Here is a 25,978-nt window from a genome sequence, read left to right on the forward strand (position 1 = left end):
TGCGTTGCGGCGGGACTGGCGGTGCTCCCGGTGCCGGGGCTTAATCGCTATACTGGCGCGCTTTATTAGCCGCCCGCCGTGGGACTGAAGTCATGCGTAACGATGTCAATGATGAGATCACTCAACTGCCGAGCCTAAGCGCGGTTGATCAGTCCGATGCGCCGCCCGAAGCGCCACCGGCGAGTGCCTCGGCGGCAACGTCACGTAGCGCGCAGGCGCCGGTAAAGCCGGCCTCGACCGCGCCTATTTGGTTGCTGGTGGCTGTTTTGGCCGCAGTACTGGCCGGGCTTGGCTGGTGGAGCTTTCAGCAGATCATTCTGTTGCAGCGACAACTGGTCGCCACGCAGGAAAGTTTTGCCCGCATTAGTGAAGAAGCCGCCGGTCGCCTGCAAGAGGTGAGTGGCAAGGTGGTCGAGACCGAGTCCAGCGTGACCACCGAAAACGAAGCGCTCAAGCTGCGTGTTAAACAGTTGGAAACGCAGCTGGGCAATATCCAGCGTCAGCAGCAAGTTTTGAGCGAGCAGCAAAAACAAACCGCGCAGCAGCAGGGTCACTTGCAAGACAGTGTGAAGCAGCAGCAAGCCGCCCAAGCTGCCACCGCCACGCAGGTAAACGCCTTGGCCGATGCGCAAAGCGCGCAGGACAAGCGCTTGGCCTCGCTGAACGAACTGCGCCCCGCGCTGGATAAGCTACAGGCTCAGCTAACGCGCGTTGAAGGCTTGGCGAAGAACAATCCGCAGTTGCAGCAAGTGCAAGACGACCTGTTGATTCTGCGCAGCGAGCTGGAAACCCGCAGCACGCAAAACGAGTCACAAGCGGCGATGGATGCCTTCCGCCAGCAGGTCACCGGCAATATCGCCACCTTGCAAACGCAGCTGCGTAACTTGCAGCTAGAAGTGCAAGCGCGGCAGTAAACACGTTTCACTGACCCATAAAAAAACGCCGGAAAGTCCGGCGTTTTTTTATGCTTTCTGCTGAGGGCGCGTTGAGTTAATCGGCGAACAGCTTAGGAACAAGGCACTCGGCGCGCAGCAAGCGAGACATACCGTGTGGTAGGCGAGATTGCGAGCACCGAGTAACGCGGTTATTGAGCTGTGCAGCCATTAAATCGACGTGTTCCTTACTGGCCGCGCTGACGCTTCGGTAGCACATCTTTCAACTTGCTGGCCATGCTGCGCAGGGTGCGCTCGGTGGTTTCCCAGTCGATGCACGCATCGGTGATCGACACGCCGTATTGCAGCTGGCTGTGATCTTTAGGAATCGACTGGCTACCCCAGTTCAGGTGGCTTTCCACCATCAGGCCAACGATTGACTGGTTGCCTTCCAGAATCTGGTTGGCAACGTTTTCCATCACCAGCGGCTGCAGGGATGGGTCTTTGTTGGAGTTGGCGTGGCTGCAGTCGATCATGATGTTGGGCATGATCTTGGCTTTGTTCAGCTCTTGCTCACACAGCGCCACGCTCACCGAGTCGTAGTTGGGCTTGCCGTTGCCGCCGCGCAGTACTACGTGGCCGTAAGGGTTGCCTTTGGTGGTGACGATCGACACTTGGCCTTCTTGGTTGATACCCAAGAAGCGGTGCGGGCTTAAAGTGGATTGCAGCGCGTTGATGGCCACGGTCAGGCTGCCGTCGGTGCCATTTTTAAAGCCCACTGCAGAAGACAGGCCCGAGGCCATTTCGCGGTGGGTTTGCGATTCGGTAGTACGCGCGCCAATCGCCGACCAGCTGATCAGGTCTTGCAGGTACTGCGGGGAGATTGGGTCGAGCGCTTCAGTGGCGGTCGGCAGGCCCATTTCTGCCAGTTCCAGCAACAGCTGGCGGCCAATGTGCAGACCGTCTTGAATCTTGAACGAGTCGTCCATGTACGGGTCGTTGATCAGGCCTTTCCAGCCTACCGTGGTGCGTGGCTTTTCAAAGTACACACGCATGACCAAGTACAGGGTGTCGCTCAGCTCGGCGGCCAGGGTTTTCAGGCGGCTGGCATATTCTTTAGCGGCTTTGATGTCGTGAATGGAGCAGGGGCCGATCACCACAAACAGGCGGTGATCTTTGCCGTCCAAGATGTCGCGCACCACTTGGCGGCCGGCGGTCACGGTATTGCGTGCCACATCGCTTAACGGCAGCTCGTGCTTGAGCTGGTCAGGCGTGATCAAGGCCTCGTTGGAAGATACGTTCAGATCGTCGAGCAGTAATTCAGCCATTGTGCAACTCTTAAGCGCGATCCGCGTGGCGCTAAGCTGGCAGGCTGCACCGCAGGATCAGTGTTCCGGGGAGCAGCAACCTTACCGTTAAAGCGTGGTGCACGACAATGGCTGGCGCCTGTCAATGCAGCGTGGCGGCATGCATTTGCGGAAAATCGGCAGCGTTTTCTTTAATCCATTGCTTGGCGGCTTCTTCGCTATCCACCGGGCGGCCAAGGGCTTGCTCCAATGCCTTGCGATAGGCCTCGATGGCACACAGTTGTTCGATCATGCGGATGTGGTACAGGCTGTCTTGATCGCAAAAGCTGATGCCAATCAGATAGCCCGGCTCATCCTCTTTACACCAAGCCACCACACCGCTGTGCTGGGTATCGCCTTCGGGCAGGGGAATGGTTAGGTCGACCGGGCTGCCAACATCGGCGGGGGCATCGCAGTGGCAGGCGACGCCGCCAAGGCTGATGTCTTGCAAAGCTTGTTGCTCGGCGCCGTGCTCGGCAATATGCAGCTCAACAGGCATGTTGCTGGGGTGACGTATGTACTGGCGCATGGGAGTTACCTAGGCCATGCAGCGGGCCAAGACTCGGCTTGGTGGCTGCGTTTGCTAATGCGGCAGATCCATCGGTCGCATGCTGGGCACGCGGCTGTGCGATGAAAGCACAGCACAAGGCATATTTTAGACGACGGCTGGCTTGCGCCATTCTTAAGTGGCAAGCGACCGACGGTGAGGGGGAGTTATGGATTACACAAACGCGCGCATTGGCGTGTTGGGTGCCGGCGCTATCGGTGCTTTCTATGGGGTGTTGCTGGCCCGCGCCGGTGCCGATGTGCACTTTTTATTACGTAGCGACTTTGTTGCCGCGCGCGAGCAGGGCTTAGTGATTGAACATGCCGAGCAAGGCGAACTGACCTTAAACCCCGCGCAGGTCTACCAAAGCGCGGCAGACATGCCGCCGTGCGATATCGTGCTGGTGTGCAACAAAACCACTAATAACGCCGAGATGGCGCCGCTGATTAACCAAGTGGCTGCCCCCAGTGCCGCGGTGGTTTTGCTGCAAAACGGCTATGCCGTGGAGGATGAGCTGCGCGCGCAACTGCCAGCCGATCGGCACTTGCTGGCCGGTTTGTGCTTTATCTGCGTGCACCGCAAAGCGCCGGCGCGGGTTTGCCATCAGGCCTATGGCGGTTTGAATCTGGCTTATCACTCCGGCCCGGCGGCCGATGGTGCGGCGCTTGCCAAAGCACTCTCGACGCGCTTTAAAGCGGCCGCTATCGACTCCCATGTGCTGCCGGATGTCACCACCGCGCGGTGGCAGAAGTTGGTGTGGAATATTCCCTATAACGGTCTGTCGGTATTGTTGGACGCCAGCACCGGCGAGTTGATGGCCGATGCGGACAGTCGCGCCTTGATCGCGCAGATGATGGCCGAGGTGATGGCCGGCGCTGCCGCTTGCGGTGCCAGCTTGCCGGCTGATTTGGTGGCAAAAATGCTCGCCGCCACCGAGCGCATGCCGGACTACTTCCCCAGCATGTATCACGACTACGCACAGCAGCGCCCACTGGAACTAGCCGCTATTTATGCCGCGCCGCTCAAGGCCGCCATAGGTAACGGGGTGAACATGCCGCAGGTGCAGATGCTGCTCAACTGTTTGCGTTTTAAAACCCAAGCTGAGGATTAAGCATGCCCGTCACCCTGCAGGACAAACTGGTGGTGGCGATTTCCTCCCGTGCATTGTTTGACTTGGATGACAGTCACGCGGTGTACGAACAAGAGGGCGTCGAGGCCTACCGGCGCTTTCAAATCGATCACGAAGACGAAGTGCTCGGTAAGGGCGAAGCCTATGCCATGGTGGAAAAGCTGCTGCGGATTAACCAGCAGCTGGATAACCACAAAGTCGAGGTGGTGTTGGTGTCGCGCAATAGCGCCGATACCGGGCTGCGGGTGTTCAATTCGATTCAGCATTACGGTTTGAACATCACCCGTGCGGCGTTTTCCGGCGGGCGCACGCCGCATAACTATTTGCGCGCGTTCAACTGCCAGCTGTTTTTATCCACCCATGCCGACGATGTGCGCTTGGCGCTGCAGGCGGGGTTTGCTGCGGCAACGATTATCCCCGGTGGGCCGAAAAACCGCGCCGATGGGCCTTTATTGCTTGCCTTTGATGGCGATGCGGTGCTGTTTTCCGATGAGTCCGAGCAGGTATTTCAGCGCGAAGGCTTAGCCGCCTTTCAAAACAGCGAACAGCAAGCGGCGCGCAAGCCGTTAGGTGGTGGGCCGTTCAAGCCGTTTTTAACCGTGCTTAATCAGCTGCAAAAAGAGTTCAGCCCCGAGGAGTGCCCGATTCGCACCGCGCTGGTCACCGCGCGTTCGGCGCCGGCGCACGAGCGGGTGATTCGTACTTTGCGTGAGTGGGATATTCGCTTGGATGAATCGCTGTTTTTGGGCGGCTTAAGCAAAGCCGAATTTTTGCAGGCCTTTGGCGCCGATTTATTTTTTGATGACCAGCAAGGCCACTGCGAGGCCGCCAGCGGCGTGGTCAGCACCGGGCATGTGCCGCACGGCATCAGCAATCAGCGCTAGGCCAGCGAAAACGTGCCGAGCGTAAAGCCCTGCTAAGCTGAGGTCAGGACTCCCTGTTGTGCTGGAGGCTTGATGATCAGTTCCATTCTGTATGCCACCGATCTGGGCCTGTATGCGCCGTATGTGTTGCAGCACGCGCTGCAACTGGCCCGCGCGCACGGGGCGCAATTGCACGTGATTCATGCGGTTGAGCCATTGGGATTATTTGCGGAGTCAGTTTTACAAACCTATCTGGATGACAGCGTGCTCGATGAGCTGCGCGAAAACGGCTTGTCAGTGGTGATGTCGAGTATCGAAGAGCGTGTGCTGGAAGCCTTTCGTGATGACCTCACCGAGGGGCTCACCGATTTAGACTCGCTCAAAGGCGTGCGGGTGGTGCAGGGCGATCCACCCCAAGTGATTCTGCAAGAGGCCGAAGTGCTGGGTGTCGATCTATTAGTGATTGGCAGTCACAGTCATGGCGACTCGTTGCACTCGTCGCTGGGGCGCACCGCCGCGCGTTTGTTACAGCTGTCACAGGTGCCGGTTTATCTGGTGCCGATGCTGCAACACCGCTCGGCGTAAAACTGTGCAGCGCCTAAAATATCGTCTAGCTTTTGAATATGCACAGCCTTGGTTATAACGCTGCGGTTACAAGCGGCGGGCTAAGGTGTAAGGGGTTAGGGAATGAAATTGCAGCAACTGCGCTACATCTGGGAAGTCGCGCATCACGATCTCAACGTATCGGCCACGGCGCAAAGTCTGTACACCTCGCAGCCGGGTATCAGTAAGCAAATTCGCTTGCTGGAAGACGAGCTAGGCGTGGAAGTGTTCTCCCGCTCGGGTAAGCATTTAACGCGTATTACCCCGGCCGGCGAGCGGATTATTCAAACCGCTGGCGAGATCCTGCGCAAAGTCGAAAGCATCAAGCAGATTGCCCAAGAGTTCTCTAACGAGAAAAAAGGCACGCTGTCGATTGCCACCACCCATACCCAGGCGCGTTATGCCTTGCCGCCGGTGATTCGCCGCTTTATTGACCAGTATCCCGATGTGGCGCTGCAGATGAACCAAGGCACGCCTATGCAGATTTCGGAAATGGCGGCTGACGGCACGGTGGATTTTGCCATTGCCACCGAAGCGCTGGAGCTGTTCAGCGATCTGATCATGATGCCGTGCTACCGCTGGAATCGCTGCGTGATCGTGCCGCAGGGCCATCCGCTCACACGTTTGCCAAAGTTGACGTTAGAAGCCTTGGCCGAGCATCCGCTGGTCACCTATGTGTTTGGTTTCACCGGGCGTTCTAAGCTCGATGAGGCGTTCACCCACAAAGGTCTGTCGCCGAAGGTGGTGTTTACCGCTGCCGATGCCGACGTGATCAAAACCTATGTGCGCTTAGGCTTGGGTGTCGGCATTGTCGCGCGCATGGCGGTGGATGAGCAGATCGACAAAGACTTAGTGGTGCTGGATGCCAGCGAGCTGTTTGAGTCCAGCGTCACCAAAATTGGCTTCCGTAAGGGCACCTTCTTGCGCGGCTATATGTACGACTTTATCGAGCAGTTCGCCCCGCACTTAACCCGCGAGCGTGTTGATGCCGCGGTGCAGTGTCACAGCCGCACTGAGCTGGATGAGTTGTTTGCTGAAACCGACTTGCCGGTTTACTAGCGGGTTGCCGCGATTAACAACGCCGCGCTACTTAGCGCGGCGTTGTCGTTGCTGAGTACTGGCGTTTGGCTTGATTAAGGTGGCGCTCTAGTAGCGCTTGGCCAAAGCGCTCGCGAGCTTGCTCCAGCGCGGCATAAAAAGCCGCCACCTGCTCGGGGTGCTGCTCAGCAAAGGGGTAGGAAAACACCACATACCAATCATCACGCTGAAACACAGGGCTCAGCGTGCGCACTTTGTTTTGCAGGTTTTGCTGATACAGCAGGTGGGTGCCGATATGCCGCTCGACCGCGTAGCCATCTAAACGCTCCAGCGCGACCAGTCGTAGGCCGGTGGCTGGCATGAGTGGTTGGGCGTACAGCAGGCCCATGGCGGCTAAGCGTTTGGTCACCACGTAGCCAGGCGGGCCGGCTAAACCGACTTTTGTGGCGTTAAAGGCTTTTCCGTCATAAGTCAGGCTGCTGTTGTTGGCGACAAACACTGGGTATTCGGCAGTCCAAAGACGTTTGCTGCGATCAGGCGGGCCGCTGGGGGCGTTGGCGTGTTTGGGGTACTGCCCCCAAACGTCACGCTCGGGTAGCCAAATGGCCGCCAGAATCAGATCAACTTGGCCCTTTTGCACCATATCAATGCAGCGTTTCCATGGGTGGCGGATCAGCTTCAGCGGTTGCTGGGTTTGTTCGGCAGCGTGCATCGCTAATGCCGGTAAAACGCCGGCGTGCTGCGCAGGCACATCAGGCAGGATGAACGGGCTGTAGTCGGCATCTTCGATGCAGAGCGTCATGGCTGCTGCAGGTGATACACACAGCAGCGCCGAAAACAGTGCTAGTAAGGCTCTCACGCAGGTGATCTCGCCGCTGTAAACGGTCTTTTTAGCCTAGTTGCACCTTTATGCGGCGTAAAGTTTGCTGCGCTATTGGGGTGCGCTGAATTGGTGCGCGCGATTGGCTTGGCTCGCGTGGAAGTGTTGATCTAGAGCGCTCGCTGCGGCTTGGCATAAAGCCTGCTGAGAAAACGCTAAGTCGCCCGCTTGAGGTGGCATGCGTGGAGGAGCGCTTCGATGGAAGAAGGTGTGTGGGCAGTCATAGTGCTGCTGGTAGCAGGCTTAGTGTTGGCGTGGTGGCTGCGCTTGTTGCGCGGCGCCCGTGGTGAGGTGAGCTTGCGTCAGCTGCAAAGTCTCATGCGCATTATCAACTGGGTGCAGCGCCATCGTGGTTTGACCACCGGCTACCTGAGCGGTAAGCAGAACGCGTTGCCGCAGTTGAAATCTATCGAGCAGCAGGTGGCCGAAGAAGCACGGCAGATGACCCGTCTTCTGCAAGATGGCACCGCGCATGTGGTCAAGCGTGCTTGGCAAGAGGCCTCGGTGGGGCTGTTTAACCTCGCCAAAATGCGTGATCAGCAAGCGGCGCTGGAAAGCATGCATTGCCATACCGAAGTCATCGCGCGGCTATTTGAGTGTGTCGAGAAGACCGCCGATAGCGCCGGCTTAACCAGTGCCGGCAGCCATTTTCAGCGAACACTGGCTATTTACTGCGTGCGTACCTTGCCGCAGTTAGTGGAAAACTGCGGCCAGCTGCGCGCCTACAGCGCCATTTGCGCGCAGTCGGGCAGTTGCTCGCCGGAGGTTCGTCAGGCCATGCTGCAGCGCTTGGCGGATATTCAGGGACCGGCGCAGGTGCAGTTAAAAGACTTACCCTCAAGCTTTGATGTGCGCCGGCAAATCGCCGATCTAAGCCGCATGGTGCAGCACGAGATCCTTGATGTAGAGCTGGTGCAGCTGCCGGTAGAAGTGATTTTCGACCGTATCTCTTTGGTGATGCAGGCGATTCAGGTGGTGATCGAAGACGGGCTGGATCTGCTCTACGCCGAAGTCGCCTAATCGGTTACCTATAAATAAGCAGAGAAGATGCCGAGCGGCGCGGCGTCTTCTTAAGGAATCTGCCAGCCCGCTTCGCGCAACATGCGGCACAGGGCAATCAGCGGCAAGCCGATCAAGCTGTTTTGGTCTTCACCGTGGGTGCTTGCAAACAAGCTAATGCCTAAGCCTTCCACCTTAAAGCTGCCGGCGCAGTCCAGCGGTTGTTCCAGTGCTACGTAACGCTCTATCTCGGCCTGGTTCAGTTGGCGAAATTGCACGCTGAACGGCACCACGTCGCACTGGTAGTTGCCGCTAGCACTATTTAATAAGCACAGGCTGGTTAAAAACTGCACGGTTTGCCCTGAGCAGTCCGCCAGCTGCCGACACGCGTTGGCAGCGGTGTGGGGCTTGCCCAGTACGCGGCCGTTGAGTACCGCAACTTGGTCAGAACCAATGATTAAATGCTGTGGATGGCTGTCGGCCAAGGCCTGCGCCTTGCTGATAGCCAGGCGCCGGCACAGTGCCTCTGGCGTTTCATTAGCGTGTGCGCTTTCATCGATATCCGGCGAGGCGCAGCTAAAAGGCAAGTGCAAGCGCTCAAGCAGCGCTCGGCGATAGGGTGATGAAGATGCCAGTAATAAAGGCAGCATGGCTTATTTCCTATTTGTACCAGTCGCTGATTCTAAGCGTCTGAAATGTCAGCACAATACGGCGGATTTTCTTTGACACACGCCCCCCGCATCCCTAGAATCGCGCGCTTATGTTGACCGGGCCTATTCCTTCCCAGGTTGATCCTCGCAAACTCGCCGATCGCGGCGCAGTCGTTGAGGGCAGCCTGCCGCTGGCTCCCATGACACGTTTGACCAGTGCGCTGGTTGACAATGTCGGGGAGGTACAGGTGCGTCTGGTGTTTGATCGGGACGAGCAGAACTTCATTGTTGTGCAAGGCCACTTCACCGTGCAGGCAAAGATGCACTGTCAACGTTGTTTGGAGCCAGTGACGCTCCCTGTCGAAGCTGATTGCCACTACGCCATAGTGTGGTCAGAAGAGCAGGGTAAGGCACTGCCCAAGGATTATGATGCGCTGGAGCTGGGTGAAGAACCGCTTGTCTTGGCCGAATTGGTTGAAGATGAGTTGATTCTGGCACTGCCCATTGTGCCTATGCACGACAGCGACAAATGCCAGCATCCGGCGGGTTTTGCAACCGCGCCTGAGCCGCGCGAGAACGAGGTTAAGCGGTCCAACCCGTTCGACGTACTGGCGCAGTTGAAACGTGACCCCAACGCTTAGGAGTTTTTAATTATGGCTGTTCAACAGAACAAAAAGTCTCGTTCTGCACGTGACATGCGTCGTTCGCACGATGCCCTGACTTCCAGCGCTCTGTCGGTAGAAAAGAGCACTGGTGAAGTACACCTGCGTCACCACGTAAGCCCGGAAGGCGTTTACCGTGGCCGTAAAGTCATCGACAAGGGTACTGAAGAGTAATCCTTGAGCGCGCATATCGCGATCGATGCAATGAGTGGGGACTTCGGTCCCCACTTGCTTATTCCCGCCTGTCTAGCCGCTCTGGCTGAAGACAGTTCGCTAACCCTCACCTTGGTTGGCGATGCCTCACTGCTTTCAGATCTGTTAACTCAGCATTCCGGCTGGGATCGCGCGCGCCTGCACGTTGAGCACGCCAGCGAAGTGATCAGCATGGCCGAGAAGCCCAGCAGCGCGCTGCGCGGCAAGCCCGATTCATCGATGCGCATTGCTCTGGAGCTGCTGCGTGACCAGCGTGTGCAAGGCTGTGTCAGTGCGGGCAATACCGGGGCTTTAATGGCCTTGGCGCGCTTCACGCTGAAAACCCTACCCGGGGTCGATCGACCGGCGATGATGACGGCGATCCCCACGCAGCAGGATGAATGCCATTTGCTTGATTTGGGCGCCAATGTCGATTGCAGTGCCGAACACCTGTATCAGTTCGCTGTGATGGGTTCGTTGGCGGCGGCCAGCATGGGTGTGGCTAATCCGCGTGTGGCGCTGCTGAATATTGGCAGCGAGGCGATCAAGGGCAATCAGCAGGTCAAATTTGCCGCCAGTTTGCTGGAGCAAGCCGAGCATCTGAATTACATCGGCTTTATTGAAGGCGATGCGGTGTTTCGTGGCGAGGCCGATGTGGTGGTGTGCGATGGTTTTGTCGGCAATGTGCTGCTCAAGTCCAGCGAAGGCTTGGCGCAGTTAATTACCGAGCGCATTCGGCGCGTGTTTCAAGAGTCGCTCACTGGGCGTTTGGTCGGTGGCATAGCCTTGCCGCTGCTCAAGCGTTTGCAGGATGAGCTGTCGCCTGCCACGCATAATGGTGCGAGCTTTTTGGGCTTGCCCGGTGTGGTGATTAAAAGCCATGGCAGTGCTGATCAGCAGGCGTTTTTAAGCGCCATACGGCGCGCCAAACAGGCGGTGGCGGAGAACCTGCCACAAAAGCTCCACGGTCATTTGGGAGACTTGCTGTTGTAATCTTCGTGCCTTGCGTGTGACCTTGGCGACGGAGTTTTCATCCAACAGTCAGTTTTAAGCTCTGAAGCGCGCTTCAGGCTATCGATTAATCAGACAGGGAAAGCAGCATGACTTCCTCCATTGCTTTCGTATTCCCCGGGCAGGGTTCTCAGGCTCTGGGTATGTTGGCTGAGCACGCCGAGGCGCAGCCGCTTATTCAACAAACCTTCGCCGAGGCCTCCGAGGCGCTGGGTTATGACCTCTGGTCAGTCACCCAAGGCGACGAAACCAAACTCAATCAAACCGACACCACGCAACCGGCGATTCTCACCGCCTCGATTGCGCTGTGGCGTTTGTGGCAGGCCCAAGGTGGTGCTAAACCTGCCCAGGTGGCAGGCCACAGCTTGGGTGAGTATTCCGCGTTGGTCGCTGCCGAGGCGCTGCCTTTTGCGCAGGCCGTGCGCTTGGTGCAGCGTCGTGGTCAGTTAATGCAGCAGGCTGTGCCGGCTGGTCAAGGCGGCATGGCGGCGATTCTGGGTTTGGAAGACGCCGATGTGCGCGCCGCCTGTGAAGAAGCCGCGCAAGGTGATGTGATTGCCCCGGTAAACTTTAATGCCCCCGGCCAAGTCGTTATTGCTGGTAGTGCTGAAGCCGTGGCCCGTGCAGTTGAAGCTTGTAAAGCACGTGGTGCTAAGCGCGCCATGCCGCTGCCGGTGAGTGTGCCGTCGCATTGCGCCCTGATGCGTCCGGCGGCAGAACAATTTGCTGCCGATTTGGCCGCGGCCGATTGGTCGGCGCCGGCTATTCCTTTGGTGCAAAACGTCAGTGCGCAGGTGGCTGGTAATCTTGAATCACTGCGTGCCGATTTGATTGCGCAGCTGTATAGCCCAGTGCGCTGGGTTGAGTCTGTGCAAGCGCTGCATGCCGCGGGTACCGAGCACTTGGTGGAGTGTGGCCCAGGCAAGGTGCTGGGCGGCTTGAACAAGCGCTGTGTGAAAGGCATTAACGGCTACAGCACCGATACCCCGGATGCATTTGCGCAAGCGCTAGCTGCGCTCGCCGCACTCTAAGAGGACAAAACGATGAGTTTGCAAGGCAAGGTAGCGCTGGTCACTGGCGCTAGTCGCGGTATCGGGCGCGCCATCGCGCTGGAGTTGGGTAGCCACGGCGCCGTGGTTATCGGCACTGCTACTACCGATCGTGGTGCAGAGCAGATCGCCGAATACCTGAAAGCGGCCGGCATCGAAGGCGCTGGTCTGTGCCTGAACGTGGCGGATGATGCGTCGGTAGCGGAGACTCTTAAGCACGTGCAAGAGCATTTGGGCCAGCCGCTGATCTTGGTCAATAACGCCGGCATTACCCGCGATAATCTAATGATGCGGATGAAAGACGATGAGTGGTTTGACGTGATCAACACCAACCTCAACAGTCTGTACCGCATGAGTAAGGCCATGCTGCGTGGCATGACCAAGGCCCGCTGGGGGCGCATCATCAGCATTGGCTCGGTAGTGGGCGCCATGGGTAATGCCGGGCAGTGTAACTACGCAGCAGCCAAAGCTGGTCTTGAGGGCTTTACCCGCGCCTTGGCGCGTGAGGTGGGTTCGCGCGCTATTACGGTGAACGCCGTAGCGCCGGGCTTTATTGATACCGACATGACTAAAGAGCTGAGCGATGCGCAGCGCGAGGCCATGTTGGGGCAGATTCCGTTGGGTCGTTTGGGTGAAGCTGAAGAGATTGCCAAAGTGGTGGCGTTCTTGGCTTCCGACGGCGCAGCCTACGTGACTGGGGCAACGATTCCGGTCAATGGTGGCATGTATATGAGCTAATTGTGACTTTGCCTGTAAGGGCGTTGTCACAATGGCACATTAGGATCGCCGTAGAATTCGCCGGATGCTTGCTGACATATTCTGTAAATATGGCATTATCCGGGTTTCGGCGGCCAGCTTGAAAAGCTGAAAATTGTTTTTATAAACTTACTCGCAGCGTGGCTGCACGAATTCCGTACCTAGGAGTGAAAATACCTTATGAGCACCATCGAAGAACGCGTCAAGAAAATCGTTGCTGAGCAACTGGGCGTTAAAGAAGAAGAAGTAACCAATGCTGCTTCCTTCGTCGAGGACCTCGGCGCTGACTCGCTTGACACCGTTGAGCTGGTGATGGCCCTGGAAGAGGAATTCGAGACCGAAATCCCGGACGAAGACGCCGAGAAGATCACCACTGTTCAGGAAGCTATCGATTACGTTCTGGCCCACCAGGCCAAGTAAGCGAGCGTTCTGCGCAGCCAAAAAGGCCGCACTGTCTTCGGGCGTGCGGCCTTTTTATTGCGGCTGCCAGTTGAGTTGGATGTAACGGATAGGCGTGAGGAATGATTGTGGCGCGCAGAAGAGTAGTCGTGACGGGCATGGGTATGCTCAGTCCGTTGGGCAACGATGTGGCTGCCAGCTGGGCAGGTATTTTGGCTGGGCGCAGCGGCATCGCGGCAATCGAACATATGGATGTCAGTGCCTTTGCTACCCGTTTCGGTGGCTCTGTACGGGGCCTTGATGTGGAGCAGTACCTCTCCGCGAAAGAGGCCCGCAAACAAGATTTGTTTATCCAGTACGGCCTGATTGCTTGTTTGCAAGCCTTTCAGCAGTCCGGGCTGGAAGTGACCGAGGCCAATGCTGAGCGCATTGGTGTGGCCATGGGTTCAGGCATCGGCGGTCTGACCAATATTGAGAAGAACTGCGACGCGCTCAGCCAGTCTGGGCCGCGGAAAATTTCGCCGTTCTTCGTGCCGGGTTCGATCATCAATATGGTGTCGGGCTTTTTGTCGATTCAACTGGGTTTAAAAGGCCCCAACTATGCCATTACCACGGCGTGCACCACCGGCACCCACTGCATTGGCATGGCGGCACGCAATATCGCCTATGGCGAAGCCGATGTGATGCTGGCTGGCGGCGCGGAAATGGCCACCACGGGCTTAGGGCTGGGTGGCTTTGGCGCCGCGCGTGCTTTGTCGACCCGTAACGACGAGCCCACTAAAGCGAGCCGTCCGTGGGATAAAGACCGCGATGGCTTCGTGCTGTCTGACGGCGCCGGCGCTTTAGTGCTGGAAGAGTTAGAACATGCCAAAGCCCGCGGCGCGACCATTTATGCCGAGCTGATAGGCTTTGGTATGAGCGGTGATGCCTACCACATGACCGCGCCGCCAGAAAACGGCGAGGGCGCGGCGCGCTGCATGGCCAATGCACTGAAAGACGCCGGCGTTAATCCGCAGGAAGTGGGCTATATCAATGCCCATGGCACGTCGACGCCTGCGGGCGATATCGCTGAAATTGGCGCGGTAAAGTCGGTGTTCGGCGATCATGCTTATCAGCTGGCGATGAGTTCGACCAAATCCATGACCGGGCATTTGCTCGGCGCAGCGGGTGCGGTAGAGGCGGTGTTCAGCGTCTTGGCACTGCGCGACCAAGTGGCGCCACCAACTATCAATCTGGATAACCCCAGCGAAGGTTGCGACCTGAACTTAGTGGCGCACACCGCGCAGTCGCGCGCGATTGAGGTGGCACTGTCCAACTCCTTCGGTTTTGGCGGCACCAACGGCACCCTGGTGTTCCGGCGGTTTGCGTGACGGCGATATGGGTTGATGGTCAAGCCATTGCCACGCTGCCGGTACAAGACCGCGGCTTGGCTTATGGCGACGGGCTGTTTGAAACCATTCGCGTACAACAGGGGCAGATGCCCCTGTTGTCGTTTCATCGCCAGCGCTTAACCGAGGGCTGTCAGCGCTTGCGCTTAGCCGCTGACATTGAGCTCATCATCACTGAGTTGCTTGGTCATGCACGCCTCCTAGGTGAAGGTGTGTTGAAGCTGATCATCACTCGTGGCGATGGCTTGCGCGGTTATGCCATGCCTCAAGCTGCGATGGTGCGGCGCATTGTGCAGACTGCTGCGCTGCCGGCTTATCCCGCACAGAATGCCGAGCAGGGTATTGCCCTGTTTGATTGCCAAACTCGCTTGGCGCGTCAGCCCTTGTTGGCCGGGCTGAAGCATTTAAATCGTCTTGAGCAGGTGTTGGCGCGCAGTGAGTGGGATGATCCTGCGTATGCCGAAGGCTTGCTCTGTGATGAGCAAGGTGATGTCATCGAAGGGGTGTTCAGTAACCTGTTTATCGTTCAGCAGGGCAGTCTGATTACACCGGATTTGTCGCAGTCAGGTGTGGCCGGGGTGATGCGTGCTGCGTTGCTGCAAGCTGCTGCTCAACAAGGTTTCGCCGTGCAGGTGGCGACGGTGAGTCGGGCGCAATTGTTGGCAGCCGACGAAGTGTTTTGCTGCAACAGCCTGTACGGCGTTTGGCCGGTGCGCGCGCTGTGCGATCGAACATGGCCAGTTGGGCCTGTGACCCGTAAAATCCAAGCTCTTGCTCAGGGGTTAATGGTCGGGTCGTGTGAAGCGTAAAGCGCTAAAAATTCTTATAGCAGCCGTGTTGCTGTTGGTTGTTATGGCGTTAGCCGCGTTGTTAGCGGGTCGTTGGTTATTGCAGCAGCCATTGCAGGTGACAGCCGCAGGCAGCGTCTTAGTACGCGCTGGCGATAGCCCAACACGTGTGCTGCATAACTTGGAACAACAAGGCACGTTGCATGGCGCGCGCTGGCTGGGGCTGTTCTGGCGCTGGCGTTGGCAAGATCCGCGCTTGCATCAAGGCGAATACGCCATCACGCCTGAAATGACAGCTTATGAGCTGCTGGCGTATTTGCGTTCGGGCGAAGTCATCCAGTATCGGCTGACGTTAGTCGAAGGGCGCACCTTTGCGCAGTGGCGCGAGAGCCTCAGTCAGGCAGAAAAGCTCGACAATGATTTGGCTGAGTTCAGCGATGCCGAGGTCATGGCGCAGCTAGGCTTTGCCGGGCAGCACCCTGAGGGCCGCTTTGCCCCCGATACCTACACGTACACCTATGGCATCAAAGCCAGTGAGCTTTTGCGCCAAGCCTATCAGGCACAAGCTAAAACGCTGGAGAGCGCTTGGGCCGAGCGTGCTCCAGGTCTGCCGTATAAAGAGCCTTATCAAGCCTTGATCATGGCCTCGATCATCGAGCGCGAAACCGGGGTGGCCGACGAGCGTGAAGAAATTGCCGGTGTGTTCGTGCGGCGCCTGCAAAAAGGCATGCTGCTGCAAACTGACCCGACGGTTATCTACGGCATGGGCGAGCGTTATCAAGGTCGCATTACGCGCGCCGATTTACGCCGCCCAACACCGTACAACACCTATGTGATCAGTGGTCTGCCACCCACGCCGATTGCCATGCCGGGGCGAGCTGCCATTGAGGCGGCGCTAAAACCTGCGGCAGGAAAGAGTTTGTACTTTGTCGCCAAGGGCGATGGCAGCCACCAGTTTTCTAATACCTTGGCCGAGCACAACCGTGCCGTGCGCCAATACCAGCTCAAACGCCGTGCGGACTACCGCTCAAGCCCCGCGCCTAGGAACTAACATGCCCGGCCTGTTCATTACCCTAGAAGGCCCCGAAGGGGCTGGTAAAACCACTAACCGTGAGGTGTTAGCCGAAGGTCTGCGTGCTGCCGGGCTAGAGGTAGTGCTCAGTCGCGAGCCGGGCGGCACACCGCTGGCAGAAGAAATCCGCCAGTTGCTGCTAACCCCGCGCGAAGAGCCGATGGCTGTGGATGCCGAGTTGCTCTTGGTCTTCGCTGGCCGTGCGCAGCACATTGCGCAGGTGATCAAGCCGGCGTTAGCCCGTGGGGCCGTGGTGCTGTGTGATCGCTTTACCGACGCCACCTACGCCTATCAGGGCGCTGGCCGTGGCTTGCCCGAAACGCGTATCGCCGCGCTTGAGCAGTTTGTGCAGGGCGATTTACGCCCGGATATGACGCTGTTGTTCGACCTGCCGATCGAGGTTGGTATGCAACGTGCTGCGGCGCGTGGCCGTTTGGATCGGTTTGAGCAAGAAGCGCAGGTGTTTTTCCAGCGGGTACGCCAGGGCTATTTAGCCCAAGCCAAGGCCAGCCCCGAGCGTTACCGTTTGCTAGATGCCAGTCAAACGCTAGAGCAGGTGCAGCAAGCGGTGCGTGATTTACTGCCAGAAATTCTCGCCAAGGTGGCTGCGCGATGATTTATCCGTGGCAGCAAGGCCTGTGGCAGCAGCTCAGTCAGCGTGTTCAGCATGCGCATGCCTATTTGCTGTATGGGCAGGGCGGTACGGGCAAGCGTGCTTTTGCCGAAACCTTTGTGGCGCTGCTGTTATGCCAGCGCCCTGAGGGTGGCCAGGCCTGTGAGACGTGCAAAGCCTGTTTGCTGCGCCAGGCGGGCACGCATCCCGATTTGCAGCGCGTACTGCCGGAGGAAGCGGATAAACCAATCAAAATTGACCAAGTACGTGCGCTGGTGGATTTCGTCGCGCAAACCGCGCAGTTAGGCGGGCGTAAGGTGGTTTTGCTGGCGCCGGCAGAAGCGATGAACCTTAACGCCGCCAATGCGCTACTCAAGAGCCTTGAAGAGCCATCCGGTAATACGGTGTTGGTGTTGCTCAGCGACGCGCCGAGCCGTTTGTTGCCGACCATTCGCAGTCGCTGCTTGCAGCAGGCGTGCCCGCACCCCAGCAGCGCACAAAGCTTGCAGTGGTTAAGCGAGCAAGTGCCTGAGCAAGACCCAGCCCTGTGCGCTCAGGCGCTGCACTGGGCTGGCGGTTCGCCGCTGTTGGCGCAAACCCTGCTCCAAGCAGACGGTTTAGCCCAGCGCAGTGCCGTGGTGGAGGGCGTGAAGGCTTTGCTGAAAAATCAGCAAACCGCCAGTCAGCTGGCTGAGAGCTGGAATAAGCTCGACTTGGCCCGCGTGTTCGATTGGTTTTTTGCCTGGAGCCAAGCCATAGTGCGTCAGCAATTGGCCGGGGTTAGCGACGAGGCACTCGAGCCAGAAATGCACAAAGTGCTGGGCTATCTGGCGCAGCGTAGCTCGCAACAGGATGTGCTAACGCTGCAGCAATGGTTGCTCGAACAGCGTCAAAAGGTGCTGGGTAAGGCTAATCTCAATCGTGTGCTGCTTCTCGAAGCCCTGTTGTTGCGGTGGGCAAGCTTGGCGGCAAAAGGCTAGAATGCCTAAAGGATGCTGAAGTTATTTCAGGTAACTTCATAACGCGTAACTAATGGTTTTGGATTGCCTATGAGTCTGCCGCCCAATCTTGGCCCGCGTAACGGAATTTTGTCGCTCACCATCAAAGACAAATCCGTGCTGTATGCCGCCTACATGCCGTTTGTTAAGCACGGCGGGCTGTTTATTCCCACGGCGAAAAGCTACAAGTTGGGTGATGAAGTGTTCATGCTGCTGAACTTAATGGACGAGCCAGAGAAAATTCCGGTAGCCGGCAAGGTCATCTGGATCACCCCCAAAGGTGCGCAGGGCAACCGTGCTGCCGGTATCGGCGTGCAGTTCAATGAAGGTGACCCCACCGCTCGCAATAAGATCGAAACCTACCTGGCCGGCGCGCTGAAGTCGGATCGTCCCACCCATACGATGTAATTGCTGTCATGTTGGTAGATTCCCACTGTCATCTCGATCGGCTTGATCTTGCGCCGTACGGCGGCGACTTGTCCGCGGCCTTAGACGCTGCGCGCGCGCGCGGGGTGAGTCGTTTTCTGTGTATTGGTGTGAGCGCGGATAACGCGCAGGCGGTTAAGCAGTTAGCTCATCAATACGCCGATGTGTTTGCCAGCGTTGGCGTGCATCCGCTGGACTTGCAAGAGGGCAAAGAGCCCGATCTGGACTGGCTACTCACCGAGCTTAACGACCCACGAGTCGTGGCGATTGGCGAGACTGGCCTCGACTATCACTATCAGCCAGATTCGGCGCCGCTGCAGCAGCGAGCTTTTGCCTTGCATTTAGAGGCGGCTAAGCAAACCGGCAAGCCGGTGGTTATCCATACGCGTGCGGCGAAAGAAGATACTTTGACGCAGCTGCGTGAGGCGGGCTTGCCCAATGCCGGCGTGTTGCACTGCTTCACCGAAGATTGGCCCATGGCCGAGGCAGCCTTGGATATGGGCTATTACATCTCGTTGTCGGGCATTGTGACGTTCCGTAATGCCGAGGCACTGCGCGATGTGGCGAGAAAAGTCCCTGCAGATCGCCTGCTGGTAGAAACAGACTCGCCCTATCTCGCCCCCGTGCCGCATCGCGGCAAGAGTAACGAGCCGCAGTTTGTACGCGATGTGGCAGAGTTTATCGCCGAGTTGCGTGGCGTGAGCTTGGAAGCGCTCGCGGAGCAGACTACCCAAAACTTCGAGTGCTTATTCCCGCTGGCGCGCTAGTCGGTTTCGGTACGGCGTGCTTCGCGCTGCTGCTGATAAACAAAACGCTCGATAGCGCGTTGGTCTAAGCCGTTCAGCTCAACAAAACGCAAGCCGACAACGCTTAAGTTGCGGGCGCTGTCATGGGCTACGTGGCGTATCTCTGCTTGGCAATTAACCCGGGTGTTATCCATCGCAATGGTCAGCTGATCATAACGCTCGCCGGGGTGTAGTTTGCCGGTGAGATCGCCCTTGAATAAGCAGCGGCAACCGGTTGCCGAGATGTCCATCAGTAGCCCAGTGGCCTGAACGTTATGGCTCACATCGGTAACGCGCAGCGGTACTTTCTGGCTGTGCTTTAAGCTGACCCGAAAAGCTGCGCGGCGTTGGTGGTAAGTAATCTGGGTTGGCAGGGGTAGCCAAAAACAGGGCGCACCGCCCATTTTTTCTTGCTTGGCTTGGCCTTTTTCGCAGCTCCAGGTAATGCGCACGCCGTCATGAAAGGCCTCAACCGAGAAAGCTTCGCCGGCTTGCATCAGCTTGTCGCCATCGTTGGGAATAAACTCATCCAAAGCGAAACGCTGTGCGTCTTTGTCGACGGCTACCACGTAGCTTTGAAATTTCCGATTGCGTTCTGCAAAGCGCACGATCAGCGGATCATGGCTATCCATCAGCGTGCGAAGGTTGGCGACGATCTCGCCGAGACTGCTCAGTAGTCGCGGTTGCTGTGGATCATCATCAATGGCAAAGGGATTGGGCACGGGCCTTAAAACTCCTGACCGTGTGGGTGGCTATCCAAGCATAGTGGCAGAGTGCCGACTAACGCCAGTCAGGCGCTTGATAGGGGGCGCGGATTATTACCGCTGGCATTGCTGCCGTAGCGGTTATACAGCGGCTTTTCTTGCCCGCGTAATACGCTGAGCAATTGGTTGACGCTATTCTGGCTGGCGCGCATCAGGCGGCCGTTCAGTTCGTTGGCGTCGCGGCACTCGCGAAGACGAGTATCGACCTCGTGCGCGGCTTCTAACAGCTGCTCGCCATTCGGTGCGTCTTGGGCGACTTTTTTTAGGCTGTTGAGCGTGGCGGGAAGGCCGAGTTGTTGAAGCAGCTGAGTGCGTGTACGACTGCCGCTTTCCAGCAGGCTAAGCAGAAACTGTTTACGGCCAAGCTCTTCTTGCAAGGTGCTGAGCTGACGGTCGCGCAGGGCTTGCTGTTCGCGCAGTAGCAGCGCGTGCAGCTCGTCGGCGTGCTGGCGATCGTGTTGCAGGCTCTCAAACAGCTCGGCGTGCATGGCTTGGCCCTTAGCGTTGGGTTTCGAAGGCAGCCAGCTTTTGCGCGACGCGCTTAGCGTCGACACTGTAGCTGCCGTCAGCGATGGCGGCTTTCAGGCGCTCGACACGTTCTTTGTCGACGCTTGGCAGGTCGTTTAAGCGAGATTCTGCCTGTTTCAAGGCTTGAGCCTGCTGACTAAGTTGCACGGATTCCCCACTGCCGGCGGGTTTGTTGGGCGCGGCTTCTGGTGCTGCGCCGGTGCCGCTGCTCGGGGGCTGGTTTTGCGCAACAGACGGCTTGTTCACCGTGTTGTTGCTGCTGTTGCCTGTATTGAGGCGATTGAAATCGATAACCATGGCGCGTGTGCCTCGAAGCGTTTTAAGTCTGACTGCCTACTAGATCGGCACTACTGAAGAAAACTTTAGGCCAAAAATGTGAAAAGCGTCATTAACTTGGCAAAAGCGCAAAGCGCGCTGTTATTAACGTCAACAATACAAGAAGCGTGCCTAGAGGGCCACTTCCACCTCACTTGGTCCGACGACGCGTGCGCGTATCACGCGATCAGAGGTGATATTGCGGATACGGATTTGCTGGCCCTTAGCACCGTCGCTGAGGGCCTCGCCTTGCATCTTGACGAAAAAGTCGCCGCTGCGCGCGACAATCACCACGCGATCACCGCGTTTAATGAGGCTGCTGGGCTGCAATAGATTGCTGGTCAGAATATCGCCGCTGGCGACGCCGCGCTTAAGGGTTTGCCCAGTCGCTTGGCTGATGTCGGTCAGATAGGTTTGCCGCAATTGGCTGACGTCTTCTTCACGCAGGCTTAAGTCATCAGCGGCGAGCTTGCTTTTGCGCGCCATGGGGCGACGCATGACCACTACGTCGCGATATAGGCGCACTTCGGCGGGAATAAAAATTCGCCACGGGCTGCTGCCGCTGCAGCGTACGCCTAAGGTTACGCGACCAATGGGCTCGCCTTGGCTCTCTTGGCTAATCGCCAAGGGTTTGTCACAGGTGGGGAGGCGCAAACGCGGATCAAGGCGTAAGGGCGGAATGCTGGTGCGGCCGGTAATTTGACTGTTGTCTAAATAGTCCTGCACTAGTTGCTCAAGAAAGCGCTCGGCGCTGCCGATAATTTGCTCGGATAGGCTTGCAGCGCTGGTGTACGTTGCGCTCAAGAATGTCAGGCTTAATAGAACAAGCAGTCGTTGCATAAGGCTTTTTCCTTGCCGCCAAAAGACTGTCGAAAAGCGGCCTACAATGTAAAAAAAGCAAAGCACGTGCCGTTAACTGAACTAAGCTAGCGGCAGGTGCCCTTAAAACCACAGGAGCCCCCTATGGCCGGTGTGTTGGATTCAGTGAACCAGCGGACACAGCTGGTTGGCCAGAACCGACTGGAGTTACTGCTGTTTCGCCTGGATGGCCCGCAGCTCTATGGCATTAACGTGTTTAAGGTTAAAGAGGTGCTGCAATGCCCTAACTTGACCGTAATGCCGAAGTCGAGCCCCGTTGTGCGCGGGGTGGCCAATATTCGTGGTGGAACGATTCCGATCATGGATTTGTCCATGGCGACCGGAAAACAGTCGCTGGATAACCTGAAAGACAGCTTCGTGATTATCACGGAGTACAACATGAAAATTCAGGGTTTTCTGGTGCGTTCGGTCGAGCGCATCGTGAACATGAATTGGGAAGAAATCCATCCGCCGCCAAAGGGTACCGGTCGTGATCACTACCTAACAGCGGTCACGCGCGTGGATAAAAAGCTGGTTGAGATTATCGACGTCGAGAAGATTCTCTCCGAAGTTTCGCCAACCCATGAGCAGATCTCCGAAGGGGTGATCACGCAAGAGGCGCAGTCCAAGGCGGTCACCAAGCGCGTGCTGATTTGTGATGACTCTTCGGTGGCGCGCAAGCAGGTAACGCGCTGTTTGGAAACAATTGGGGTGGAAGTAGTGGCGCTGAATGATGGGCGCCAAGCCTACAACTACCTGCGCGAGCTGTTAGCGGAAGGTAAAGATCCGTGCAAAGAGCTGCTGATGATCGTTTCCGACATCGAAATGCCAGAGATGGATGGCTATACCCTGACGGCTGAGATTCGTGCTGATCCGCGTCTTGAGGGCTTGCATATTCTCTTGCATACCTCGCTGTCGGGCGTGTTCAACCAGGCTATGGTGAAGAAGGTTGGGGCGAATGACTTCTTGGCGAAGTTCCGTCCTGATGATCTTGCCTCGCGCGTGATTGAGCGCATCAACTTAAGCGAAGGGGCCTGATGGCCCCTTGTTTTCCAATGACAGAAGGTGTTTAACGCGTGACGGTCTCCAACGCTGATTTTGAGCAGTTTCGGGCTTTTCTGGAGAAGAGCTGCGGCATTGTGCTGGGCAGCAATAAACAGTATTTGGTCACCAGTCGCCTGAATCGGCTCATGCAAGACAATCACCTGCAAAGCTTGGGCGAGCTGGTGCGTAAGATTGAGTCCATGCCGCGCGGCGGTTTGCGCGAGCAGGTGGTGGACGCCATGACCACCAATGAAACCTTATGGTTTCGCGATACCTATCCGTTTGAGGTGCTGAAAAGTCGCCTGTTGCCCGAGGTGGCTAAGGCGGCCAACGGCATGCGCCTGCGTATTTGGTCGGCGGCGTGCTCGTCCGGGCAGGAGCCTTATTCGTTATCGATGGCGATTGATGAGTTTGAAAAGGCCAATCTTGGCGTGTTACGTGGTGGCGTGCAGATTGTCGCGACGGACTTATCTGGCTCAATGCTGAACGCTGCCAAAGCGGGGGAGTACGATAGCCTAGCTATCGGCCGTGGCTTGTCGCAGGATCGCTTGCAGCGTTACTTCGATAAGCGTGAAGAGGGACGTTGGGCGGTCAAGGCGCCGGTTAAGCAGCGTGTCGAGTTCAGGGCATTAAACCTGCTGGATAGCTATGCGAGCTTGGGTAAGTTCGACTTGGTGTTTTGCCGGAACGTGCTGATCTACTTTTCAGCAGATGTGAAAAAGCAAATTCTCACCAAGATTCACGGCACTTTAAAGCCGGGCGGTTATCTTTTCTTGGGTGCTTCTGAGGCGCTCAACGGCTTGCCGGAGCTGTATCAGATGGTGCAGTGCAATCCGGGGATCGTGTATCAGGCTAAGTCCAAGCCGTGATGTCTTTTAAAAAAACACGTCAGCAAAAGAAAACCCCGGCAAGCCGGGGTTTTCTTTATCAGTCAGATACCGATGCTGAGATTACAGAATGCTCAGCGGGTATTCGACGATTACGCGTACTTCATCGATGTCGCCTTCACCTTGTGCCGCGTTGGCACGGTGAGTGGCTTGGCGAACGCGGAAGGAAAGATCCTTCGCTGCGCCATCTTGAACTACGTACTTGGCCTCGATGTCACGCTCCCAGTGCTTGCCGTTCTTGCCGTAGTCGCCTGCATAGGAACCGCTGGCGTCAGCTTTGGTGCCGTCGATGTTGTCGCCGGTGGTGTAGCGAGTCATGAAAGACAGGCCCGGTACACCGAATGCTGCCATGTTCAGGTCATAGCGAACCTGGTAAGAGCGCTCTTCTGGGGCGTTGAAGTCGGAGTACTGAACAGAGTTGCTCAGCCAGATGGAGTCACCGCCGATGTAATCGAACGGAGTGTCGCCGTTCACGCGCTGGTGAGCCAAGGTAAACTTGTGCGCGCCGATGGTGTAGGCAGCAGCTAAGCTGAAGGTGGTGTTGCTGATGTCGCCTTCCAGCTTTTTGCCTTCATCCGTAGTGCGATAGATGTTGAAGTCAAAGTTAAGGTTTTGCTCATCAGCCAGCGGCAGGTTGTAGTTAACATTGCCGTAGTATTGGTTCCACAGGTCTTCTGCTTTAGATGCGTACAAGCCAGCGCTCAGGTTGTCGTTGAAGCTGTAGAAGCCACCAACGAAATCCATGTTAGCTGCTTCATTGTCGCCGTAGTTGGTCGACAGCGGGCCGTCGGAGTTTGTGCTTGCTTGGCCGTTGCCAGCAGTGAAGTGACCAGCTTCCAAAGCAAGGCCTTCGATTTCGTTGCTGTGCAGGTTGAAGCCGGTAGCGGTTTCAGGCAGCAGACGCGAGTCACCAGTGTCAAACACTGGGGCAGTGGTGTACATCTCGCCCCACTTCAAAACGGTGTCAGATACACGCACCTTCAGGGCGCCATGTACTTCGCCATAAGAGTCTTGGGCGCTGCCATCGCTGCCCTTCGGCAACAGGCCGGAGCCGTAACGGCCTTTACCTGAATCGAGCTTCAAGCCGACAAAAGCTTGAGCGTCGATACCAAAACCAACGGTGCCCTGAGTAAAGCCAGATTCGTAGTTGGTAATGATGCCGTGTGCCCACTCTTCGCGGTAGCCGTTGTCGCCAGTGCCGGCAGAGTTTGCCTTGTCACGGAAGTCGCGGTTGAAGTAGTAGTTGCGGTTCAGGACAGTCAGGCTGCTGTCTTCAACGAAGCCTTTGGAATCGGCCTGATTGGCCATGGCTACCGAGCTGGTTGCGGCTGCAACGGCAACGGCGATAGCGCTCCACTTGATCATTTGCATTGTGGTTGCTCCTGTAGGTTTTGGAGTTATGTCATCCCTTCGCAAATAGGGATGATTATTTCTTCTTGTGTCGGCGCGTAACTTATAGCACGCAAACGCGCTTGGCGATAGTTCTGGTTGGTATCCGTAGAGTGTGTCGCATATCTGTAAAATGTTTGTCCTCTATGTGTATGTGGCTGAATGTGAATGGGTTTGTAGCCCTATGCGTTGTTGTTCGTTAAGCAAGCTATGGGCCAACTTTAGGTGCTTGATTTTCGGGGCTTTGCGCGGTTTTTGCTGCGTTGCCTGCACCAGTGCTGTGCTTGTGGTTGGCTATGCTTCTTATATTATGCGCGGCGCGAAATAGCTGAGGTTTGCCATGTTTGAACTTGATCACCGTTTAGAGCTGGACTGTTTGCAAGTTGGGGATTTCCCACTGTGTCGTTTGCTATTGATGAACGATGCCCAGTATCCGTGGTTTATCCTCGTACCGAGGCGCGAGGGTATTAGTGAAGTGTTTCAGTTGCATGACACCGACCAGCAGGCGCTTTGGCAAGAGGCTGCCAGCCTTGCGGAAAAGCTCAAAGACACCTTCAGCGCCGACAAAATGAATATCGCCACCTTGGGCAACATGGTGCCGCAGCTGCACGTGCATGTGATTGTGCGGCGCAAAGAGGATGCGGCTTGGCCTGCACCGGTTTGGGGCAAGCATGCACCACGTCCTTATCAAGCTGCGGAGATTCTCGCCGTGCGTGAGAAGCTGCGTTTGACCCTGACACAGGACTTTGTTTTTTTCGAGGATCAAGCGTGAGCGAAGCGTTAGAGCAGCGTATTGCTGAGTTGGAAGTGCGTGTGGCGTTTCAGGACGACACCATCGATGCCTTAAATGCTGCGCTGGCTTCGCAGCAGCAACAGCTCTCGCAGTTGCAGCAGGCGGTTAGCTTATTGGCACAACGGCAGAAAGAGCTCGCTAGTCAGATGCCGGCAGAAGGTGGCGACGAGCCACCGCCGCCACATTATTAATAGTGCAGTAGCTACCCCACGCAGCGTCGTTGTGAGCGCTGTATGGGGTATCTAGGGAAACGCTGATTTATTAAGCCTCACACCAGCACCAGTGCCGATTCGCAGCGCAAAATCAGAAAACCAGCTCGATTCCCCGCATGACT

At 57.0% G+C, this 25,978-nt stretch carries 32 protein-coding genes; 23 read left to right on the forward strand and 9 right to left on the reverse strand.

Translation table 11 applies throughout. From position 1 onward, the window contains the following. Nucleotides 1-92: 92 nt before the first annotated feature. Nucleotides 93-914, forward strand: a complete 822-nt coding sequence (locus BMX80_RS16055) for a hypothetical protein (RefSeq protein ID WP_074870427.1) — start codon at nt 93-95, stop codon at nt 912-914. 206 nt (nt 915-1,120) lie between these two features. Here BMX80_RS16055 and BMX80_RS16060 read toward each other — a convergent pair whose 3' ends face one another. Both BMX80_RS16060 and BMX80_RS16065 read right to left on the reverse strand, forming a co-directional pair. Next, on the reverse strand, nt 1,121-2,200 hold the full coding sequence (locus BMX80_RS16060; RefSeq protein WP_074870429.1) for a 3-deoxy-7-phosphoheptulonate synthase: 1,080 nt from the start codon (nt 2,198-2,200) through the stop codon (nt 1,121-1,123). 121 nt (nt 2,201-2,321) lie between these two features. After that, entirely contained in the window at nt 2,322-2,747 is a 426-nt protein-coding gene (locus BMX80_RS16065; RefSeq protein WP_071871731.1) for a PilZ domain-containing protein, read from the reverse strand. Between the two features lie 187 nt (nt 2,748-2,934). Between BMX80_RS16065 and BMX80_RS16070 the strand changes: the two genes are divergently transcribed. The 4 genes from BMX80_RS16070 to cysB all read left to right on the forward strand — a co-directional run bounded on the left by BMX80_RS16070 (nt 2,935) and on the right by cysB (nt 6,419). After that, the gene (locus BMX80_RS16070; RefSeq protein WP_074870431.1) at nt 2,935-3,876 is read left to right on the forward strand and encodes a putative 2-dehydropantoate 2-reductase; all 942 of its coding nucleotides are present in this window, start codon (nt 2,935-2,937) and stop codon (nt 3,874-3,876) included. 2 nt (nt 3,877-3,878) lie between these two features. Further along, entirely contained in the window at nt 3,879-4,778 is a 900-nt protein-coding gene (locus BMX80_RS16075) for a 5'-nucleotidase (RefSeq protein ID WP_074870432.1), read from the forward strand. Between the two features lie 72 nt (nt 4,779-4,850). Continuing rightward, nucleotides 4,851-5,342 (forward strand): universal stress protein, encoded by a 492-nt coding sequence (locus BMX80_RS16080; protein ID WP_071871728.1) that lies wholly within the window; start codon nt 4,851-4,853, stop codon nt 5,340-5,342. A 102-nt stretch (nt 5,343-5,444) separates the two neighbouring features. After that, on the forward strand, nt 5,445-6,419 hold the full coding sequence (cysB, locus tag BMX80_RS16085) for an HTH-type transcriptional regulator CysB (RefSeq protein WP_071871727.1): 975 nt from the start codon (nt 5,445-5,447) through the stop codon (nt 6,417-6,419). 31 nt (nt 6,420-6,450) lie between these two features. Here cysB and BMX80_RS16090 read toward each other — a convergent pair whose 3' ends face one another. Then, nucleotides 6,451-7,200, reverse strand: a complete 750-nt coding sequence (locus tag BMX80_RS16090) for a substrate-binding periplasmic protein (protein WP_074870434.1) — start codon at nt 7,198-7,200, stop codon at nt 6,451-6,453. A 276-nt stretch (nt 7,201-7,476) separates the two neighbouring features. Between BMX80_RS16090 and BMX80_RS16095 the strand changes: the two genes are divergently transcribed. Then, nucleotides 7,477-8,298 carry a nitrate- and nitrite sensing domain-containing protein gene (locus tag BMX80_RS16095; RefSeq protein ID WP_071871725.1) on the forward strand — a complete coding sequence of 274 codons (822 nt, stop codon included), beginning with the start codon at nt 7,477-7,479 and terminating at the stop codon, nt 8,296-8,298. A gap of 50 nt (nt 8,299-8,348) precedes the next feature. Here the strand turns inward: BMX80_RS16095 and BMX80_RS16100 are convergent, their stop codons facing one another. Then, the gene (locus BMX80_RS16100; RefSeq protein WP_071871724.1) at nt 8,349-8,927 is read right to left on the reverse strand and encodes a Maf family protein; all 579 of its coding nucleotides are present in this window, start codon (nt 8,925-8,927) and stop codon (nt 8,349-8,351) included. Between the two features lie 110 nt (nt 8,928-9,037). Between BMX80_RS16100 and BMX80_RS16105 the strand changes: the two genes are divergently transcribed. The 13 genes from BMX80_RS16105 to BMX80_RS16165 all read left to right on the forward strand — a co-directional run bounded on the left by BMX80_RS16105 (nt 9,038) and on the right by BMX80_RS16165 (nt 19,048). Beyond that, complete coding sequence (locus tag BMX80_RS16105; RefSeq protein ID WP_071871723.1) at nt 9,038-9,568, forward strand: YceD family protein; 531 nt, start codon at nt 9,038-9,040, stop codon at nt 9,566-9,568. Between the two features lie 12 nt (nt 9,569-9,580). Beyond that, on the forward strand, nt 9,581-9,763 hold the full coding sequence (gene rpmF / locus BMX80_RS16110; protein WP_071871722.1) for a 50S ribosomal protein L32: 183 nt from the start codon (nt 9,581-9,583) through the stop codon (nt 9,761-9,763). A 3-nt stretch (nt 9,764-9,766) separates the two neighbouring features. Then, entirely contained in the window at nt 9,767-10,774 is a 1,008-nt protein-coding gene (gene plsX / locus BMX80_RS16115) for a phosphate acyltransferase PlsX (protein ID WP_074870436.1), read from the forward strand. A gap of 107 nt (nt 10,775-10,881) precedes the next feature. Continuing rightward, a complete protein-coding gene (gene fabD / locus BMX80_RS16120; protein ID WP_074870438.1) occupies nt 10,882-11,823 on the forward strand; it encodes an ACP S-malonyltransferase in 942 nt (313 codons plus the stop codon). A gap of 12 nt (nt 11,824-11,835) precedes the next feature. Continuing rightward, nucleotides 11,836-12,579 (forward strand): 3-oxoacyl-ACP reductase FabG, encoded by a 744-nt coding sequence (gene fabG, locus BMX80_RS16125; RefSeq protein ID WP_071871719.1) that lies wholly within the window; start codon nt 11,836-11,838, stop codon nt 12,577-12,579. A 198-nt stretch (nt 12,580-12,777) separates the two neighbouring features. Then, nucleotides 12,778-13,017, forward strand: coding sequence for an acyl carrier protein (acpP, locus tag BMX80_RS16130; RefSeq protein ID WP_071871718.1), 240 nt, complete (start codon nt 12,778-12,780; stop codon nt 13,015-13,017). Nucleotides 13,018-13,124: 107 nt separating this feature from the next. Then, the gene (fabF, locus tag BMX80_RS16135) at nt 13,125-14,366 is read left to right on the forward strand and encodes a beta-ketoacyl-ACP synthase II (RefSeq protein WP_071871948.1); all 1,242 of its coding nucleotides are present in this window, start codon (nt 13,125-13,127) and stop codon (nt 14,364-14,366) included. Then, nucleotides 14,363-15,193: an aminodeoxychorismate lyase gene (gene pabC / locus BMX80_RS16140; protein WP_235821663.1), complete on the forward strand. Its 831-nt coding sequence runs from the start codon at nt 14,363-14,365 to the stop codon at nt 15,191-15,193. The genes fabF and pabC overlap by 4 nt, the downstream gene beginning before the upstream one ends. After that, nucleotides 15,183-16,223, forward strand: coding sequence for an endolytic transglycosylase MltG (gene mltG, locus BMX80_RS16145; protein ID WP_074870439.1), 1,041 nt, complete (start codon nt 15,183-15,185; stop codon nt 16,221-16,223). The genes pabC and mltG overlap by 11 nt, the downstream gene beginning before the upstream one ends. A gap of 1 nt (nt 16,224) precedes the next feature. Then, a complete protein-coding gene (tmk, locus tag BMX80_RS16150) occupies nt 16,225-16,860 on the forward strand; it encodes a dTMP kinase (protein ID WP_074870441.1) in 636 nt (211 codons plus the stop codon). Then, nucleotides 16,857-17,837 carry a DNA polymerase III subunit delta' gene (locus BMX80_RS16155; protein ID WP_074870443.1) on the forward strand — a complete coding sequence of 327 codons (981 nt, stop codon included), beginning with the start codon at nt 16,857-16,859 and terminating at the stop codon, nt 17,835-17,837. The genes tmk and BMX80_RS16155 overlap by 4 nt, the downstream gene beginning before the upstream one ends. Nucleotides 17,838-17,906: 69 nt before the next feature. After that, complete coding sequence (locus tag BMX80_RS16160; RefSeq protein WP_071871713.1) at nt 17,907-18,263, forward strand: PilZ domain-containing protein; 357 nt, start codon at nt 17,907-17,909, stop codon at nt 18,261-18,263. A gap of 8 nt (nt 18,264-18,271) precedes the next feature. Continuing rightward, nucleotides 18,272-19,048: a TatD family hydrolase gene (locus BMX80_RS16165; protein WP_074870444.1), complete on the forward strand. Its 777-nt coding sequence runs from the start codon at nt 18,272-18,274 to the stop codon at nt 19,046-19,048. On the opposite strand, the gene BMX80_RS16170 is transcribed toward BMX80_RS16165, so the two are convergent. From BMX80_RS16170 to flgA, 4 genes are all read right to left on the reverse strand, one after another. Continuing rightward, the gene (locus BMX80_RS16170) at nt 19,045-19,788 is read right to left on the reverse strand and encodes a flagellar brake protein (RefSeq protein WP_074870446.1); all 744 of its coding nucleotides are present in this window, start codon (nt 19,786-19,788) and stop codon (nt 19,045-19,047) included. The two genes, BMX80_RS16165 and BMX80_RS16170, sit on opposite strands and share 4 nt — an antisense overlap. 68 nt (nt 19,789-19,856) lie before the next feature. Next, on the reverse strand, nt 19,857-20,318 hold the full coding sequence (locus BMX80_RS16175) for a flagella synthesis protein FlgN (protein WP_074870448.1): 462 nt from the start codon (nt 20,316-20,318) through the stop codon (nt 19,857-19,859). A 10-nt stretch (nt 20,319-20,328) separates the two neighbouring features. After that, nucleotides 20,329-20,655, reverse strand: coding sequence for a flagellar biosynthesis anti-sigma factor FlgM (gene flgM, locus BMX80_RS16180; RefSeq protein WP_074870449.1), 327 nt, complete (start codon nt 20,653-20,655; stop codon nt 20,329-20,331). A 150-nt stretch (nt 20,656-20,805) separates the two neighbouring features. Then, the gene (gene flgA / locus BMX80_RS16185; RefSeq protein ID WP_074870451.1) at nt 20,806-21,513 is read right to left on the reverse strand and encodes a flagellar basal body P-ring formation chaperone FlgA; all 708 of its coding nucleotides are present in this window, start codon (nt 21,511-21,513) and stop codon (nt 20,806-20,808) included. Between the two features lie 123 nt (nt 21,514-21,636). On the opposite strand from flgA, the gene BMX80_RS16190 reads away from it, so the two are divergent. Both BMX80_RS16190 and BMX80_RS16195 read left to right on the forward strand, forming a co-directional pair. Further along, nucleotides 21,637-22,569 (forward strand): chemotaxis protein CheV, encoded by a 933-nt coding sequence (locus BMX80_RS16190; protein WP_071871707.1) that lies wholly within the window; start codon nt 21,637-21,639, stop codon nt 22,567-22,569. Between the two features lie 38 nt (nt 22,570-22,607). Beyond that, nucleotides 22,608-23,444 (forward strand): CheR family methyltransferase, encoded by an 837-nt coding sequence (locus BMX80_RS16195; protein WP_074870453.1) that lies wholly within the window; start codon nt 22,608-22,610, stop codon nt 23,442-23,444. A gap of 81 nt (nt 23,445-23,525) precedes the next feature. Here the strand turns inward: BMX80_RS16195 and BMX80_RS16200 are convergent, their stop codons facing one another. Continuing rightward, complete coding sequence (locus BMX80_RS16200) at nt 23,526-24,833, reverse strand: OprD family porin (protein ID WP_074870455.1); 1,308 nt, start codon at nt 24,831-24,833, stop codon at nt 23,526-23,528. Nucleotides 24,834-25,191: 358 nt separating this feature from the next. Here BMX80_RS16200 and BMX80_RS16205 point away from each other — a divergent pair, with 358 nt between their 5' ends. Then, entirely contained in the window at nt 25,192-25,623 is a 432-nt protein-coding gene (locus tag BMX80_RS16205) for an HIT family protein (protein WP_074870457.1), read from the forward strand. After that, entirely contained in the window at nt 25,620-25,835 is a 216-nt protein-coding gene (locus BMX80_RS16210) for a SlyX family protein (protein WP_071871703.1), read from the forward strand. Before BMX80_RS16205 ends, BMX80_RS16210 begins: the two co-directional genes overlap by 4 nt. The last annotated feature ends 143 nt before the right edge of the window (nt 25,836-25,978 follow it).

The sequence above is a fragment of the Atopomonas hussainii genome, from assembly GCF_900109735.1.
Taxonomy (GTDB): Bacteria; Pseudomonadota; Gammaproteobacteria; order Pseudomonadales; family Pseudomonadaceae; genus Atopomonas; species Atopomonas hussainii.